The organism is Shewanella sairae (assembly GCF_023283535.1).
GTDB classification, from domain to species: Bacteria; Pseudomonadota; Gammaproteobacteria; order Enterobacterales; family Shewanellaceae; genus Shewanella; species Shewanella sairae.
Map to the genome: position 1 here is coordinate 1 of NZ_JAKILT010000028.1, position 16,181 is coordinate 16,181.

The 16,181-nt window shown below is 42.1% G+C and carries 13 protein-coding genes and 1 pseudogene; 8 read left to right on the plus strand and 6 right to left on the minus strand.

Translation table 11 applies throughout. The features are described 5' to 3' along the window. Nucleotides 1-202, minus strand: a pseudogene (locus tag L2748_RS12850) (transposase); the annotation flags it as partial. A gap of 99 nt (nt 203-301) precedes the next feature. On the opposite strand from L2748_RS12850, the gene L2748_RS12855 reads away from it, so the two are divergent. After that, nucleotides 302-1,282 carry a transposase gene (locus L2748_RS12855; protein ID WP_220782676.1) on the plus strand — a complete coding sequence of 327 codons (981 nt, stop codon included), beginning with the start codon at nt 302-304 and terminating at the stop codon, nt 1,280-1,282. A gap of 412 nt (nt 1,283-1,694) precedes the next feature. Beyond that, nucleotides 1,695-3,455: an acyl-CoA dehydrogenase family protein gene (locus tag L2748_RS12860; RefSeq protein ID WP_220782674.1), complete on the plus strand. Its 1,761-nt coding sequence runs from the start codon at nt 1,695-1,697 to the stop codon at nt 3,453-3,455. A gap of 75 nt (nt 3,456-3,530) precedes the next feature. Here the strand turns inward: L2748_RS12860 and dacB are convergent, their stop codons facing one another. Next, on the minus strand, nt 3,531-4,952 hold the full coding sequence (dacB, locus tag L2748_RS12865) for a D-alanyl-D-alanine carboxypeptidase/D-alanyl-D-alanine endopeptidase (protein ID WP_246616242.1): 1,422 nt from the start codon (nt 4,950-4,952) through the stop codon (nt 3,531-3,533). Between the two features lie 293 nt (nt 4,953-5,245). Beyond that, the gene (locus tag L2748_RS12870; RefSeq protein WP_220782672.1) at nt 5,246-5,425 is read right to left on the minus strand and encodes a hypothetical protein; all 180 of its coding nucleotides are present in this window, start codon (nt 5,423-5,425) and stop codon (nt 5,246-5,248) included. A 257-nt stretch (nt 5,426-5,682) separates the two neighbouring features. Between L2748_RS12870 and L2748_RS12875 the strand changes: the two genes are divergently transcribed. The 4 genes from L2748_RS12875 (at nt 5,683) to L2748_RS12890 (ending at nt 9,209) form a co-directional block, all read left to right on the plus strand. Next, nucleotides 5,683-6,015: a DUF1904 family protein gene (locus L2748_RS12875; RefSeq protein WP_220782671.1), complete on the plus strand. Its 333-nt coding sequence runs from the start codon at nt 5,683-5,685 to the stop codon at nt 6,013-6,015. A gap of 10 nt (nt 6,016-6,025) precedes the next feature. Further along, entirely contained in the window at nt 6,026-7,339 is a 1,314-nt protein-coding gene (pssA, locus tag L2748_RS12880) for a CDP-diacylglycerol--serine O-phosphatidyltransferase (RefSeq protein ID WP_246616241.1), read from the plus strand. A 194-nt stretch (nt 7,340-7,533) separates the two neighbouring features. Continuing rightward, on the plus strand, nt 7,534-8,292 hold the full coding sequence (locus L2748_RS12885; protein ID WP_220782669.1) for a tRNA-uridine aminocarboxypropyltransferase: 759 nt from the start codon (nt 7,534-7,536) through the stop codon (nt 8,290-8,292). Nucleotides 8,293-8,720: 428 nt separating this feature from the next. Further along, the gene (locus tag L2748_RS12890; RefSeq protein ID WP_220782668.1) at nt 8,721-9,209 is read left to right on the plus strand and encodes a hypothetical protein; all 489 of its coding nucleotides are present in this window, start codon (nt 8,721-8,723) and stop codon (nt 9,207-9,209) included. Between the two features lie 17 nt (nt 9,210-9,226). Here L2748_RS12890 and L2748_RS12895 read toward each other — a convergent pair whose 3' ends face one another. The 3 genes from L2748_RS12895 to L2748_RS12905 form a co-directional block, all read right to left on the minus strand. Further along, the gene (locus tag L2748_RS12895; protein WP_220782667.1) at nt 9,227-9,826 is read right to left on the minus strand and encodes a response regulator transcription factor; all 600 of its coding nucleotides are present in this window, start codon (nt 9,824-9,826) and stop codon (nt 9,227-9,229) included. Beyond that, a complete protein-coding gene (locus L2748_RS12900) occupies nt 9,819-11,609 on the minus strand; it encodes a sensor histidine kinase (RefSeq protein ID WP_220782666.1) in 1,791 nt (596 codons plus the stop codon). Before L2748_RS12900 ends, L2748_RS12895 begins: the two co-directional genes overlap by 8 nt. Nucleotides 11,610-11,966: 357 nt before the next feature. After that, nucleotides 11,967-13,133 carry an FAD:protein FMN transferase gene (locus L2748_RS12905; protein WP_220782665.1) on the minus strand — a complete coding sequence of 389 codons (1,167 nt, stop codon included), beginning with the start codon at nt 13,131-13,133 and terminating at the stop codon, nt 11,967-11,969. Nucleotides 13,134-13,329: 196 nt separating this feature from the next. Here L2748_RS12905 and L2748_RS12910 point away from each other — a divergent pair, with 196 nt between their 5' ends. Then, nucleotides 13,330-14,670 carry an FMN-binding protein gene (locus L2748_RS12910; protein ID WP_220782664.1) on the plus strand — a complete coding sequence of 447 codons (1,341 nt, stop codon included), beginning with the start codon at nt 13,330-13,332 and terminating at the stop codon, nt 14,668-14,670. Nucleotides 14,671-14,746: 76 nt separating this feature from the next. Then, nucleotides 14,747-15,784 (plus strand): porin, encoded by a 1,038-nt coding sequence (locus tag L2748_RS12915; protein WP_220782663.1) that lies wholly within the window; start codon nt 14,747-14,749, stop codon nt 15,782-15,784. Nucleotides 15,785-16,181: the final 397 nt, after the last annotated feature.

A 16,181-nucleotide genomic window follows, 5' to 3' on the forward strand; every position in this document is an offset into this window, starting at 1 on the left:
CTTGGCCATCGATATTGCTGACGATATTTTTATCGGGTAATACGCCACGATAAAGGTATCGCGACAGGTACTTTAGTGCAGACAGCCCTTTACCAACGTGTTGACAGTTTACCACCCACTTTTTGGTGATTGAGGTTGGTAGTATGAGACTCAGTTTTGTCAGATACATCAGCAGTCTTGCTCGCCACACTTTGGCCAGGTTAACACCCGATAACTGAGACCCGATAACTGAGACACCCCAAATTGTGAATGCGCGTCTCCTCTACTAGGCTTTAGTTCTGGCTGAAAAGAGGAGTTTGTTATGCCAACACCAAGAAAGGCCCTTGTCAGTTTAGAGGACACGCCGTTTTATCACTGCATATCTCGCTGTGTTAGAAAAGCATTTTTATGTGGTGTCGATAAGCATACAGGTCAATCCTATGAGCATAGGCGTGACTGGGTTGAACAACGACTGTTACAACTTGCAGAGGTTTTCGCCATTGATATCTGTGCGTTCGCGGTAATGAGCAACCATCTACACTTAGTATTGCGGGTAGATGCTGAATTAGCGAAGAGTTGGTCAGATATCGAGGTTATTGCGCAATGGCAAAAACTGTTTAAAGGCGACAGCTTGAATCAGGCTTTTATCAAAGGTCAGCCACTTGAGTCCTATCAGCAAACCATCATTAATAAACGGGTAAAAGAGTATCGAATAAGGTTGATGGATATCTCCTGGTTCATGCGAGCATTGAACGAACCCATAGCCCGAAAAGCAAATGCGGAGGATAAGTGTAAAGGTCGCTTTTGGGAAGGTCGGTTTAAGTCTCAAGCACTGCTTGATGAGGCCGCCGTTTTAGCTTGTATGGCCTATGTCGACTTGAACCATATTCGAGCAAAGGTGGCTAATTCACCCGAAACCTCTGATTTTACGAGTATTCAATTACGTATAAAAGCAGCGGTTAAGGGGAAGCAACCCGAAGCGTTACTGCCTTTTGTGGGAAATGAACATCAAGACATGCCTAAAGGGCTGATGTTTAATGCTAAAGATTACCTTCAACTGATTGATGATACGGGTCGTATTCAACGCCATGATAAAAGAGGGGCTATCAGTCACTTCTCAAAGCAATTGCTGCATCGTTTGAATATTCCGGCTGAAAACTGGCTTAAAATGACTGCAGAATTCACTAAAATCTTCAAAGGTCCAGTGGGCAACACACAAGAGCTGACGACTTATTGTGAACACCTGGAACGTAAACGACGACAGGGTGCTGCCAATTGTCACCGATGGCTTGATTGTAGTTAGTCTAACTTAACACTTTTCCACTCTTTTCCATTACCAAACAGGTGTTTGGTGTTTCTGCTGCTTGAATTTTATTCTAGTTGTCCATCGTCTACTCGTTAATCTTGTTCTGCTAGTAGCAAGTGTGTTTAAGCTACTGTATTGGTTATTTTAGAGGAGATGGAAAGTACTAGTCTTAATGTTTCTCTCAATCACGCTTAGAAGTAAATAATATTGGATGTCTTATTTATTAAGTAAATAATTTTGGATGTCTGATTTATTTAGATGTCTTATTTATTAATTTATTTATTAGGGTTTATTTATCGTTGGGGAGGATGTCAGTTGGCTAAAAGATTTAACGTTTAAGGGGTGTTATTTACAGCGACTTCTGGTAGATTTAAAACAACTGTTTAAATCCATCGTTTAAGAGAGTTTTATGAACCCATATAACGCCCCATTAGCAGAGATGCGCTTCTTACTTGAAAAAGTGTTCAACGCACCTAAAACTTGGTCTGAAATGCCCGCAATGGCTGAGTCAGTGGATATGGATACAGCAGCAGCTATTTTAGATGAAGCAGATAAAATCAGCCGCGAATTGATTCATCCTATAAACCGAAGCGGCGATGAGCAAGGTGTACGTCACGAAGCTGATAAGGTGATCACACCTGATGGCTATAAAGCGGTATACGACCAATATGCTGAAGGTGGTTGGGTGGGTCTTTGTGGCGACCCAGAGCTTGGTGGCATGGGCATGCCTAAGATGCTTGGCGTACTAGTAGATGAAATGGCTTACAGTGCTTGTAATGCCTTTACGCTTTACGGGTCATTAACCGCTGGTGCTGCACTGGCTATTCACGCTCATGGCACTGAAGAAATTAAACAGCAATATTTACCCATGCTATACAGCGGCGAGTGGTCTGGGGCGATGGATATGACAGAGCCGCAAGCAGGTTCTGACTTACGTAATATTCGCACTAAAGCAGTGCCTAACGACGATGGCAGCTATAACATTACTGGCAGTAAAATCTTTATTACTGGCGGCGACCATGACCTAACCGAAAACGTGATCCACCTGGTGCTGGCTAAATTGCCTAATACCAGTGGCATTTCATTATTCTTAGTCCCTAAGATTAAGGTTAATGACGATAACAGCCTAGGCGAAGCAAATGGTGTCACTGTAGGCTCAATAGAACACAAAATGGGTCTTAAGGGCTCTGCCACCTGTGTAATGAATTTTGACGATGCTGAAGGTTATTTGATTGGCAGACCAAATAGGGGCCTAGTTTGCATGTTCACTATGATGAACTACGAGCGCTTGGCTATTGGCATACAGGGGTTAGGTACATCACAAGCGGCTTATCAGATGGCTGCGGATTACGCTAAAGAGCGCACCCAGGGCGTTGCTGCCGGTGGTTCTCCAACAGGGGCCGCTGCAGATCCGATTATTGTCCATGGCGACGTGCGTCGTATGCTATTAACCATCCGCACCTTAACTGAAGCGGGTCGAGCATTATCGGTTTATACCGGACAACAACTCGATTTGGCCAAGTATGCAGATGACAGTGACATTAAAGCCAAAGCCAGTCGCTATGTTGGTCTACTAACGCCAGTATCAAAAGCATTTTTGAGTGATCGTGGCTTAGATGCTGCAATCATGGCGCAACAAGTATTTGGTGGCCATGGTTATATTCGCGAAACAGGTATTGAGCAGCTGGTACGTGATACCCGTATTGCCCAGATCTATGAGGGCACTAACGGTATTCAGGCAATTGATTTCCTAGGTCGTAAAGTGACAGGTGATAATGTAGCGGCGCTGAATGAGTTTGTTGCTGAGCAAGTCGATAATATTAATGGTTACAGCCATGTCACAGACAGTGACAAAGCAAAAGTGTTAGCTTTACTGGAAAACTTAATTCAGGTCGCTAACCATGTGAACGATAACAAGCTGAAACAACCGGGTTTAATTAACTCTTGTGCAGTCGACTTCTTAGATGCGTTTGGTTACACCCTTTATGGTTGTTTCTGGTTAGCCATGGTAGATGCGGCGAATGATCATGAAGACGCCAGCTTCACCTTGCAAAAAACACAGTTGAGCCGTTTCTATTTTGATAAGTTACTGGCTAAAGCTGACTTCCACTTATCTCAAGTGAAGTTAGGTGATGAGTCAATCATGCAGATGGATGCTAACTTGTTCTAAATTTCGGATACTGATCCTTTGATAATAAAACGCCACTTTAAAAAGTGGCGTTTTTATTGAGGCGAAAGTGAGTCTTTAGCCTTGTTCCAGCATTGATTGCAATAGCAGTACGTTAAAGGGTTTTATTTCCGCTTTTTTAACGGCTGGGCTATAACCGTTTTCAAGTATCACAAACGCTTGAGTTAACTTACCGTCTTGTTTGATAAATCCCGCTAAATTCGACACCCCTTGCATGGAGCCTGTTTTAGCTAACACCCTGTTTTTTAACGGTTCTTGTCTGTAACCACTGCGATATTGCAACGTTCCGGTTTTCCCCGCGATTGGCAGACTGTCAATTAGGTAATGTAATTCAGGCTTTTTATCTATCAATAACAATACGTCCATTAATTGCTTAGCACTGATCAAGTTGTAGCGTGATAAACCAGATCCATCGATAATATTTGCCGTGCTAAGATCAACGCCTAATTTACTGAGTATCGTTTGCATCGCTAGGCTACCATTGGTAAACGATCCCTCTACACCGTATTCATATTGGCCTAGACGCTTCAATAAGCTATCTGCAATCAAATTATCGGACTTGAGCAACATGGTATCTAAAAGCACAGAAAGGGGCTTAGATTGATGTTCAGCAATCAGCAGGGTGTTTGAGGGTCTTTTACTGGTTAGTAATACTTCGCCCTTTAGCGAAATGCCATTGTTGTTAAGCAGCCTTTGCATCGTTTGCTGGGCGTAATTTGCCGGGTCCGATACAGCAATAGCAAGTTTAAGTGGTTTGTTGCCTGCAAAGCAGCCAGATAATAGGTAGTGGTTATTAGGCTGACGTTTTAGCTCAAGTTCGCAAAAAGCTTTATCACCGACTTTGTCGAAAATGGCGCTGTTATTAACGACAATAGGCTCAAATTGACTGATGCTAAATTCACTGCGCTCGTCTGCTAGTGTAGGCGAGAGCGTTGCCTTTACGCAGTTTTGGTTAACAATATAGCGTGATACTGGCGCGGCGTAACAAATCCCGAGGTCATCCCAGACCCAACCTGGCGCTTGTAGGGTTTCTTGCTGATCGCCAACTAAATACAAATTACCATCGATATGCTTTAAGCCTCTTTGTTTAAGCTGCTTTAGCAGTGAGTTTAGATGCTGACTGGTTAATGTTGGATCGCCATCAAAACGGATAAATACATCGCCTTCAATACGTTGGTTATTGACGCCGACATAAGCATCTATTTGTGTATTAAAGGTAAAATCTTTGCCAAGCGCTGTGCTAGCTGCGACAGCGGTTAATAGCTTCATGGTACTTGCTGGCACAAACAACTGCTCTGCATTGTGGGCGAGCGTGAGCTTTGAGTCGTCAAGAGGCGAAACAATTGCTGCAGTTTGCGATGTTTTGGGCTCTATAAGCTTAACCAGGTTATCTAAGTAATCATTTGCCAGCACAGGGGCGGGCGTTAACAAGAATGAGAGGGTTGTGGTGATTGCGGCAATATTGAAACGAATGCTCAAAAGCGTGTCCTTGTTTTATTGCTGATTTAAGTGGCTACTTTTAACCTATGGTCAAAAATGGAAACAATGGCTGATATTTAGTTGGACTACTTTGCTGCACTGTCAGATTAACCGTAAGTTGACGTAACTTAGTAGCGTCAAAGCCTAAATATAGCTTTGTTATAGGCTTGTTCTGCCCACTAAGTTAACCATTTACCTATTCAATTTGAACTTAAAATAACTAGAACCTCATAACTAAGAGCGCGGTTTACAATCTTTTATCGCACTCTGAAAGGGCCTAACGTTCTATGAGCTTAATCTCTAGGATCGTTAGAATCGTCTTTTTCCATTAAACGATAAAGACGCAAAGTCACAAATAAAACCAATCCAAAAAATAACGGTACAACAAAAATGCCTAACTGGGCTTTAAAATGAAAGATAGCCCAAGCGCCAAATAATACAGCAGCAAGTGTTAACAGAATTTTTAAATTCATTAAAGAGTCTCATGGACGCTAAGATAATCGCTTATATTAGCAAACTCCCGTAGCAAGTTCTGTGTTTGGCGCAGTAAACTCTTAGGGCTAGATCACAAAAATTGCAGCAGTTTTAGGGCGGCGGATATGACTAAATAAATGGCTAACAGCGCAAGAAGCCAGCTAAATCGAGCGCTAGAGAGCGTTATTGATAGAAAAGCCTTGCCCAAAGGCGGTTAAATCGGTAATTTCTATGCCCTTATCTAGGAGGATCTTTAATGCCACATATAAGAGTTAGCGGATTACCAGAAATGGCAGTCGCAACACTGAGTAACAATTTACTCGAGGCATTAGCCGACATCTGTCAGGCAAAAGCGGACTCTTTCATACTCGACTCAATTCAAAGTAGCAATTATCGTCACGGCATAAAAGCTAACGACATTGCCCAAGTCGAAGTACTGTGGTTTCCCAAAGATCCCGAAACACACCATCGTGCAGAAAAGGCTATTCGTGAAGCCATATTAGCGGCTTATCCGATCGCTAAACATGTGATTGTCATGTTTAGGCAGCTAGAGCCAAGCACATATTATAAAGATGGTCAGCACTATTAAGGAGAGAGCCTTGCTGAGTAAGCTAGGTGGCATACCGCTACAACCAGATTCGCTTTCATGGCTGTTAACGCCAAAAGCGCTAAAAGCTGAATTGTTATCTCGAATTGCAAATGCAACGCATTCTGTTTATATCGCAGCACTTTATTTAGAAGATGATGAAGCCGGTAGAGAAGTACTGGCGGCGTTAATTGCTGCAAAACAGCTAAACCCGCAACTAGACGTAAAAGTACTGGTTGATTTTCATCGTGCACGTCGCGGCCTAATCGGTCACAAAGGCGATAGCGGTAATTACTTTATGTATCGTAAAGTTAATCAAGCTGCTGAGCACAAAATAGACATCTTAGGTGTGCCAGTTAAGTCCCGTGAATTTATGGGCGTGTTGCACCTTAAAGGTTTCGTTATTGATGACACCGTTATTTTCAGTGGCGCCAGTATTAATAATATTTACCTACACCAAGACGAAAAGTATCGATTTGACCGTTATCACATGCTCGAGTCGGCAGAATTGGCTCGCAGTATGCGAGAGATGATCCAGACCTATATTGCCAGTGATATTGCGGTGAGTTCGTTAACTCAGCCAAAAGAAACTGAGCAGTTACCGTCTAAAGCAGAGGTCAGTAGCCTTAAGCACCGATTATCTAAAGCTGAGTATCAATACAGCCAAACCAAAATCGGTAATCGTGTTACGCCACTTGTCGGCTTGGGTCGTAAGAAGAACAAGTTAAACAAGGTGATTGTTGCACTGGTTGAAGAGTCTGAAGACGCGCTGTTCATCTGCACGCCTTACTTTAATCCACCTTACATTTTAGTAAGAGCATTAGCGAAACACCTCCGTAAAGGCAAAAGAATCGATATTGTTGTAGGTGATAAAACCTCTAATGATTTCTATATTCCGCCTGAAGAAGAGTTTTCAACCATTGGTGCCTTGCCATATATGTATGAGCAATCACTGCGAAAATTTGCCAAGCGTCAGCAGTGGGCTATTGAAAACGGTCAGTTAAATATTCACCTTTGGAAAGATGGTCGCAACAGTTTCCATCTAAAAGGGATCAGCGCAGACAGCAAGCGTCATCTTATTACCGGCAGTAACCTAAACCCAAGAGCCTGGGCATTGGATTTAGAAAATGGTTTATTGCTGCAAGACGAAAGCGAGTGTTGGAAAGAAAAGTTTGAACAAGAGCAAGCACATATTCTTGAGCATACAGAGCGTCTGTTCCATTACAGCCAAATAGAGACCTTGCAGAATTACCCCGCACCAGTGCGCAAAATTATGAAGCGTATTAAACGCCTAAAAGCAGACTTTTTGCTAAGGCGTATACTGTAAGCGTGTATTACTGACCCAATAAAGCCTGCCTTAGTGTAGGCTTTTTGTTTGTTAGGCAACTATTCAGCTGACTTTAGACTGTGGCTTACTATGAGTAATGCTAATCAGTAAAAGCTCGGCTTAGTTATTTTAAAATTGCATGCCGTCAATTGGTTGGGTGCAATCGTTATCAAGTTCAATTAGGTTTCGCGCAGATGAATTCGCCAAAGCACGCTGTACATCATTTATACGACTATAGAAAAGCTATCTCGTCTCGTCCTTTTACGGCCCGAGGCAAAAATGTTGTGCGTTGCCAACTCTGTTTACTCGCTGAGCACTTATGTACCTGTCATCAACGTCAAGCTGTTAATAGTCAGTTGGCTTTTATGTTGATCATGTATGACGATGAAGTGCTAAAGCCGAGTAACAGCGGTCGTTTGATTGCCGATGTTATCCCTGACACCCATGCGTTTATTTGGTCGCGTAATGATCCTAATCGAAAAATGCTGTCGATTATCAATGATCCAAGGTATCAACCTTTTGTGATTTTCCCCGGCGAATATGCCGTAGAGGGGCAAAGGGTAGTTAGCCAAGTGACAGCTAGCGAGTGTGGAACTGGGCGCACGCCGCTGTTTATTTTACTTGATGGTAGTTGGCGTGAAGCCATTAAGATGTTTAGAAAGAGCGAATATTTACACCATCTGCCGCTATTTTCATTTTCGCCAGAAACGACCGCCAGTTACGCATTAAGAAAAGGCGCCCGTGACTTTCAGCTTGGTACGGCTGAAGTCGCAAGCTTAGCGATAGCTGCGGCAGGTGAAGCTAGCAATGGTGCGGTACTTGAAGCTTGGTTTGCGCTATTTGTCGAGTCATCTCTACATGGTCGAAGTCGTAATAATCGCGACCCTGAGAATATAACAAGATTAGCGGCGCAATTTGAGCAAACACTGCTGCAAGCGACTAAAGCTAAATAAAACTAAATAAGTTAAATAAAGCTAAATAACCCCTAGTTTGCATTAGCCAAACCAGTATTTCACAGTTGAACCAACTCCTATCTCGCAAGTTGTTGAGTTTGTAATTATACCAATTGCATTAATAATCTGTTCATTCAGTGGGAGTTCAAAGCACTGAAGGCAAGCTGGGAACTAGAAGCTAATAGTTATTCTATATCGAGAGTTTCTGGCGCAGCATGCAGTGCTTTGAAACCCACCCAGAGGGAAGCGCTCAAGCATTCCACTTCTGCTTTGCATGGCCTCACAAGGGAATAACCATTCTGTCGTCCATGCGCCTTGAATTGAAAAGCTTGAGCGCTTCTGAATTGATTAAATTACTAATGCAATTGGTATTATTTACGCTAAGATGGTTACAGGCTTACAATTAGATTTAAATGTTAAGGAGTGCAATGCTGCAACGGAATGTAGGCGTCTCTTGGGGCGAATTAAATCTACTCAATCACTCTTCAGGGGCTAAAAATAGTCGTCATGACTCGAGACCTTCTCGCCAATGCACTCTTGCTGCCAGATTACTGGTTGCATTAGCTGCTGCGCCTTTGCTTAACCTGTTGTTAATTACAGCGCCCTTAATAGCGGCCGCCTTAATAACAGTGTCCTTGATTAATGGCTCTGTCGATGACGCGAGCTTAGCGACAAACCTTTATCACTTTAACCAAACGCAAAGTGCTGACAGTCAGCAAGAGATGAGCCAATCTCAATCAGTCACAAGTTTGTTTACGCATCTCACTGTAACCCCAGCAGCTCAGCATACTGGACCCGTAGCCCTTTATGCGAGAAAAAGCCGTTATAAAAGAGGGCTAGTGTGTAAAGATAAAGGTTGGGAGTTTTGCGCTACCTGGGCAACAAGCGGGCGCGCGCCCGGCAGTCGAATAGCTTAAATGGCAATCAATGTTTGTTAACTGATATTTTTACCCATTAAAAAAGCAAGCTCAGCGACGTTACTCACGTCCATTTTCTGCATTACTTTTTGTCTGTGTAGCTCTAACGTACGCTGAGCGACATTTAACTCGGCTGCAATCACTTTATTAAGCTTACCTTCTAATACTTTCTCCATCACTTCATGCTCTCGAGGCGTTAAGGTATCAAGCTTTGCAGTCAAAGCCTGTTTAGCGACTGAGCGCTGCATATTTTGTTCGCTAATAGAGGCTGCCTTCTCGAGCAAGATAGCCAGTTTATCGCCATCAACAGGCTTTTCGAGAAAGTCGAGCGCGCCTTTTTGAATCGCTTGTACCGCCATAGCAATATTACCGTGGCCACTAAGCATAATAACGGCGATAGGGCTGTTTGCCTGCACCATATGCGATAGCAGTGCACTGCCATCCATACCAGGCATTTGTACATCTAAGATAGCAATAGCGCTTTGCTGCAAATCGACCGATTTTAAAAAATCGTCGGCAGACAAAAAACCTTGAGGCTGATGACCCAGCCCATTTAGCATCCAGCTTAATGAGTCTAAAACATCCTGATCATCATCAACCAAATAGAGATTACTCATGTGTTTGCTCCTTAAGTGGCAAAACAATACTAATGGTTAGCCCGGCAGACTGAGTATTTTCAGCGTTGACTTGGGGCTCTATGTTATTCATCGCTTTTATCTCGCCGTGGTGCTCTTCAATAATTCTTTTACAAATTATCATTCCTAACCCTAAACCATGCTCTTTGGAGGTTTCAAAAGGGAAAAATAATCGCTCCAGAGCCGCTTCACTCAAACCGCTACCGCTGTCTGTAAAATCAATTTGCACTTGGTTATGTTTCATCTTCAGGGTGATGGCAAGACTAGGCTCAGCGCATTTTTCCATGGCATCCAGCGCATTGCGGATAATATTGACAAAAACTTGTTGTAATAAACTCGCATCGGCAGTTAGCTGAATTTCCTCAGTGGTTACAACCGGCGTTAGGTGCATTCGTTGAAACTCCGCTGACATTAAGCTCAAGGTCTCATCTAAAATTTGATTCAGGCTGCATAGCGTCATTACGCTGGGTTGCTGACAAAAGTATCTAAAGCGCTTAATGGTTGATTGCGCTCTATCAACTTGTTGTAGGGCCTTCGTCATCGCTTCCTTAAGCTCGCTTTGGTTGTCAGATAAGCGATAGATACACCCTTGAGTCAGGTAACGAATGCCTGCTAGAGGCTGGTTTAACTCATGGGCGATCCCGGATGCCATTTCGCCGGTCAGTAATACTCTCTGAGCACGATAAAATTGTTTGGTTTGCTCTAATAAGGCTTGCTCGGTTTGTTTGTGTTGCGCAATTTCGGCTTGCAAGTCGCGCGTGCGCAGCACCACTAATCGCTTTACCCTTAAATGATGGATAAAGCCTAAAAGTAATATCAGCGCAATGGCGATACCTACGGGGAGGGCACTCTTAAATATAGAGGTCCAATTGGTCACAAAAGGCCATTGCTGCAACTGTTTCAGTAGTTTGAATACCTCGCTGTCGTTAACCGTTGCTGACCAGGTTTGATAGCGCCCGGTAATTGCAGCATTTGATGCAGGCTCAATCGATAACAGTGAACGTATCACTTCAGTTGCTAGCTGGTGGTCAGTTTTACCCAATTTTGACAAGGAATAGTATGGGTACAATTGGCTTGAACTCTGACATTTAAAACCTGAGTTCGGCTGAGTCAGTACAACTTGCAAGCTGCCCTTTGGGATATTGCCTGCAGCAACTGCATTTTCAAGGACACAGGTGGGTAAAATGGCAATGTCAGCCGTACCATCTAACACTTGTTGCAATAATTTCTGTTGTGGAAAACCAGCAAACTTAAGGCTGTTAAAGTCTTTAAAGGGATTCAAGCCGTTTTGCGCCATCTCACCGGCATAGATTTGAAAACCACCAAATGCATTGGGATCACTCGACACCGCATTTAAAAACCTTAAATCATTAAAACTGCTGATCTCTGTGCCTTGGCGGGTAATAAGCGCTGAACCCACCGCTTCGGTAGGGTTGCTGTTATTTAATGGGATCAGCGTTAGTATGCTACTGGTGCCATAATCCTTTTTATAGCTGACAGCCGTAAGCGCATTAGTGATCAGAAAATCAAATTTTCCCAAAGATACATCGTGTTCGAGTTCACTAGGTGGCAATGCAACAAGTTCAAAAGATCGCTGAAGATCAAGCGCTAGCTGATCAATGGTTGGCTGCCAGCGTTGCTCGACCTTTTCAGGTTCAGTGAAAGCAAGTACACCGATTCGAATTGGTTGTTGCACGTCAGCATATGAATAACTGCAAGCTAACAAGCAAATGCTACTGACTATCTTAGGGAGTTTTCTAAACATGGTTATCTTCAAAAGCACATCGCTTATCTATTATGCGCTATTGTCGAAAAGCCTGTGATAAAACTCATAAGTAAATTGAGGTTTATCACAGTTTACTTATGTATGCGGAAAACCGTTAGATAAGCTAAGACGGGAATTAGTTATAATGATAAAGCAATATTTCAGCTTTTATTACCATCTTCTAGCACCACATTCTATTAATTATTCTACTTTGATTTTATGTCGAGGTGATTAACATGATTTGTAGGACTAAAATAATAAAAGTTACGTAATATAAATGCTATGAGATCTAGGCCAGGATTTTAATAATGACCTACACCATAATGACTATTTGGTATTCTATTCATGTTAAGGCAATTAAAGTCTATAATTATTGAAGCCTTTCGACTCAGTTTTATCTCCCGTATCGTTTAAAAACCAAACGGCCTCAAAGTCAGGGTTACTATCTGCATAAGCTAATGCTTCTTCTATTGGCATTAAAAATAACGCTGTCGAAATAATATCAGCATAAATCTGATTGTGCTGCATAACTAAAGTCGCGGAAACGCCAGTTGCTTTTGGTTTTAAAGTCTTCGGGTTAATAATATGATGATATTCTTTACCGTTAACACGGTAATAGCGCAAATAATTTCCACTTGAAACAACGGTTATATCTTGTCCGGTTATAACTTCATGATATAACCCTTCAAAATTCTGACATTGTGGTAGTTGGTTATTGTATTTTTTACATATTGGGTTTTCAATTGCAGTGGTGAAGCTTCGTCCTTCTGGGTGCACTCCATAATGTCGAATGTTACCACCGGCGTTGATCATAAAGTTATTAACGCCATCTTTTTTCAATTGCTGATAGACCATTTCTGCCATCCAACCCTTAGCAATACCACCAAGATCAATGCTCATACCGGGTTTAAGCTTGACTGTATTGAGCTCAGTATTAAGCGAAATATCTCGAATATTCGTTAAGCTAGCAACGCTGTTAAGTTCTGCATCTGATGGTATTTGGCATTTATCTTGCTCCTTTATCTCGCCTTTACATTGCGCGCGATAACCTCGCCAAAGATCGATTACCGGCGATAAGGCAATATTGAAGTAGCCATTGGTTTTATCATGCCACTCGATACTAGCAGCTAACAAATCGGTTAATTTTGGATCTATCTGATGGGTTTTATCAGGATTGTTATTGATGCTTTTTATATTAGTCACATGAGGATAAGTACTATAGTTGGATGCTAAATAGTGGTATTTTTGAACCATATTTAATGCATGGCAAAGTGCCTCTTCAGTATTATTACTGTCTCTATCATAAACATCGATACTAATGGATGTGCCAAAGTATTTTAAAGTCGTTAAATTAGTTTTTAATTGGTCGTGAGTGATAATCGCATTACCATCACAGCGATATGGCTCACCATTAGTTGCGACTTTTATGATGTTGAAATCTGGTGCGATAGGGAGGTTATTCTGCTCAGCTTTGACACAGCTTGTTATAGATAACAGTGTTAAAAAGGCAATTGATTTATTCATGTGGACTACTTGATTGTGCGGTGGATATATTATGAATAACACAGATTGAACTGAAATATTATTGACTCAACAGTTTAGTGTTACCTGGATCAAATTAATCATATTGCATGTATTCAATTGCGGTTTTCCGCAATTGTTAGTTAATTTAAAACTCTTATTCTTGCCCTCAACGATATAACTCTTGAAGGCATTCACAATGAAAAGCTTAACATTATTCAAAAAATCATTACTTAGCACCGCAGTATTAGTGGGCACCATGACCTTAGTGGGTTGTGCAAGTTCAGTACCTGCAGGTAAGTACGCAGATGGTATCCATGACGTATCAGCTAAAGGTAAGAAAAGTGTCATTACGCTAACAGTTGAAGTCAAAAATGGTCATATCGTTGACGTTAAGACTAAGTCACACAAAGAAACCGAATCACTCTACTTAAATGCTGAGCGACTGCTATCTAAGGTGCTAGCGAACAACGGTCATGAAGGTATTGATGCAGTATCTGGTGCAACTTACTCATCAAATGGCATTTTAGAAGCGATTAATAGTTTGCCACGCGCAGACGGTAGCAAGCCTGAGTTTGTAGCTGTAGGCGCAAAAGATGATTCTGCAGGTGAAGATTTTAAGCTTAAGTGGTCTATTCAGCCACAACTTGGCTTGCTAAAGGGTGATTATTATTACCAAGAAGCGCGTTTCCGCCAAGGCCACATGGGTAGCGTAGCGATTGTTACCGAGCTAAATAACGCCAATAACGTTATTTTTGCTGAATTTAATGAAAGTGGTCGCCCTAATTATTACACCCGTTTATACCAAGGCGTGCCTAAGCGTATGTCTGAGTACAACTTCTCTATGGGTAAGAAAAAAGGTACAGCGTGGGTGCAGTCAGCTTTGACCATGGAAAAGTTAATGGTTGAACAAGATAAATTAACTTTTGAGCTTAATCCTGATTTCGACCCAACTCTTGGCAATAAATTAAAAGAACCAAACCGCTTGAAGTATGCCGGTATCGATGTCGTTGCGGGCGCATCTAACAGTATCCAACAGTCTATGGTGCCGTTAACGGCAAAGATCCACGCACAAATCAATGGCGAGGGTACCCATGAGCGTTTTTATCAACATGCTGAAAAGCTAGTTGATGCTAAAGGTAACTGGACGGGTGTGACTGCAATGCTACGTATCGTCGTCGATAGCCAAACTAAGCAAATTACTAAAGCTCATTACGACGAAATCTTTGCAGATGAAAAAGTACAGATAAAAGATGCGTCACAGAAGAAATTCTATCGTCAATCTAAGTATGAATCTATCAACTACGTAGAGCCTGCTCGCATTGGCTTTAACGTGATGATCGATGCCCTAAATGGCCACTTACAGCAAGGCGGCTCTTTATTCCTAATCGACGACCTTCCAGCTACTGGTGACACAGGTAGCTATGCCGCTACTGGTTTTACTAAGCGCTCAAATGCTTGGGATAACTACTTAGCGCAAGCCGAAATTTTATACACGCAAATGCGCCAAGACGGCGTGATTGTTAAACACAGTAAATAATCCTGTTGTTTGTGACGGTGCCTGCGAATACAGGCACCGCAGTTAAAAATTTATAATTAGATTAAGAGACAAAACTATGAAAACAGTAAAATTAACCTTAATTGCAGCAGCGGTACTTGCTTCTCCTAGTGTTATGGCTGACGCGTATGATTTTTATGGTCGCATCGACTACTCAGTAACCCATTCTGATAGTGGCAGTGCAACCCATAGCGGTAAAAGCGGCACGATTCTAGAGAACAACTGGAGCCGCTTAGGTGTAAAGGGCAATGCAGCCATAAATGAAGATTTCACCGTATTTTACCAAATTGAAGTGGGTGTGAATGGCGCTAGCGAAGGCAAGAACAACAATCCTTTTTCTGCACGCCCAACTTACCTAGGGATAAAGCACTCGAGTGCTGGTCAACTTGCGGCAGGTCGTATCGATCCAGTATTTAAGATGGCCAAAGGCACATCTGATGCAATGGATATGTACTCGATGAAGCACGATCGCTTATTTGCTGGTGATAAGCGCTGGGGCGATTCACTTGAGTACAAAACGGTTAAATGGAACAAGCTACAGTTTGGTGCCAGCTATATCCTAGAAGACAACTATTATGCTGAAGATGACGTTCGCCGTGATAATGGCAATTACCAAGTCGCACTAACTTATGGTGATAAGCTATTTAAAACCGGTGATGTTTATTTAGCTGCAGCATACACAGATGGCGTTGAAGACATCAAAGGTGTGCGTTTGGTTGCGCAGTACAAATATAACAATTTAATGCTTGGTTCTATGTACCAAAGCTCTGAAGTTGTGAATCCTAATTTGGATAACTGGCAGCAACGTGATGGTGATGGCTTTATTGTTAGCGCTAAATATCAAATTGATAAGCTAACGCTAAAAGCGCAATACGGCCAAGATGATTCTGGTACGGGTAAGATTGCTGGCCGTGTATACGACAAGTTAGGCGCAGCAGCTACAGATGTACCAGAGGTATCACAATGGGCCTTAGGTGCTGAATATCGTCTATCTAAGTCGACGCGTGTGCATACTGAAATTGGTCAGTTTGATGTAAAACAATACTCTGATTTTGACGACACTATCGCGAGCATAGGTTTTAGAATCGATTTCTAAAGTCGAACTATTTAGTTAGTTGTTTAGCTATTTAAAGTAAATATTTGCTCCTAGAAAGTGTGCAAGGATGGGCACTTTCTATTCCACTTCTAAATCCTCTTTATACCCATATCCATATCCATATCCATATCCATATCCATACCGACAAGATAAGCTCACAACATGATTACTCTTGATTCAATCTAGTTCTTACCTTTAATGATTCCCTTTTAGTGCTCCAATTCTATTCCATCTGCAAATGGCACTGATTATTCTCAAGCGTTAAGTTTATAGAGTATTCAAATATTTTAAGATCAGGATTGTGCCATCACAAGCGATGAGAATCCTTAGTTTGTCGATTTTAGAAATTTACTTGCAGTGGTTGTTTCATTGCTTTATTAGCTGTTCTTTTCAAAGC

Bases quoted from the DNA above. Each gene is read 5' to 3' on its own strand.
- L2748_RS12875 (WP_220782671.1), top strand. From the start codon at position 5,683: ATGCCACATATAAGAGTTAGCGGATTACCAGAAATGGCAGTCGCAACA.
- L2748_RS12895 (WP_220782667.1), bottom strand. From the start codon at position 9,826: ATGAGTAATCTCTATTTGGTTGATGATGATCAGGATGTTTTAGACTCA.
- L2748_RS12855 (WP_220782676.1), top strand. From the start codon at position 302: ATGCCAACACCAAGAAAGGCCCTTGTCAGTTTAGAGGACACGCCGTTT.
- L2748_RS12860 (WP_220782674.1), top strand. From the start codon at position 1,695: ATGAACCCATATAACGCCCCATTAGCAGAGATGCGCTTCTTACTTGAA.
- L2748_RS12905 (WP_220782665.1), bottom strand. From the start codon at position 13,133: ATGAATAAATCAATTGCCTTTTTAACACTGTTATCTATAACAAGCTGT.
- L2748_RS12915 (WP_220782663.1), top strand. From the start codon at position 14,747: ATGAAAACAGTAAAATTAACCTTAATTGCAGCAGCGGTACTTGCTTCT.
- L2748_RS12885 (WP_220782669.1), top strand. From the start codon at position 7,534: ATGAATTCGCCAAAGCACGCTGTACATCATTTATACGACTATAGAAAA.
- L2748_RS12900 (WP_220782666.1), bottom strand. From the start codon at position 11,609: ATGTTTAGAAAACTCCCTAAGATAGTCAGTAGCATTTGCTTGTTAGCT.
- L2748_RS12910 (WP_220782664.1), top strand. From the start codon at position 13,330: ATGAAAAGCTTAACATTATTCAAAAAATCATTACTTAGCACCGCAGTA.
- L2748_RS12890 (WP_220782668.1), top strand. From the start codon at position 8,721: ATGCTGCAACGGAATGTAGGCGTCTCTTGGGGCGAATTAAATCTACTC.
- L2748_RS12870 (WP_220782672.1), bottom strand. From the start codon at position 5,425: ATGAATTTAAAAATTCTGTTAACACTTGCTGCTGTATTATTTGGCGCT.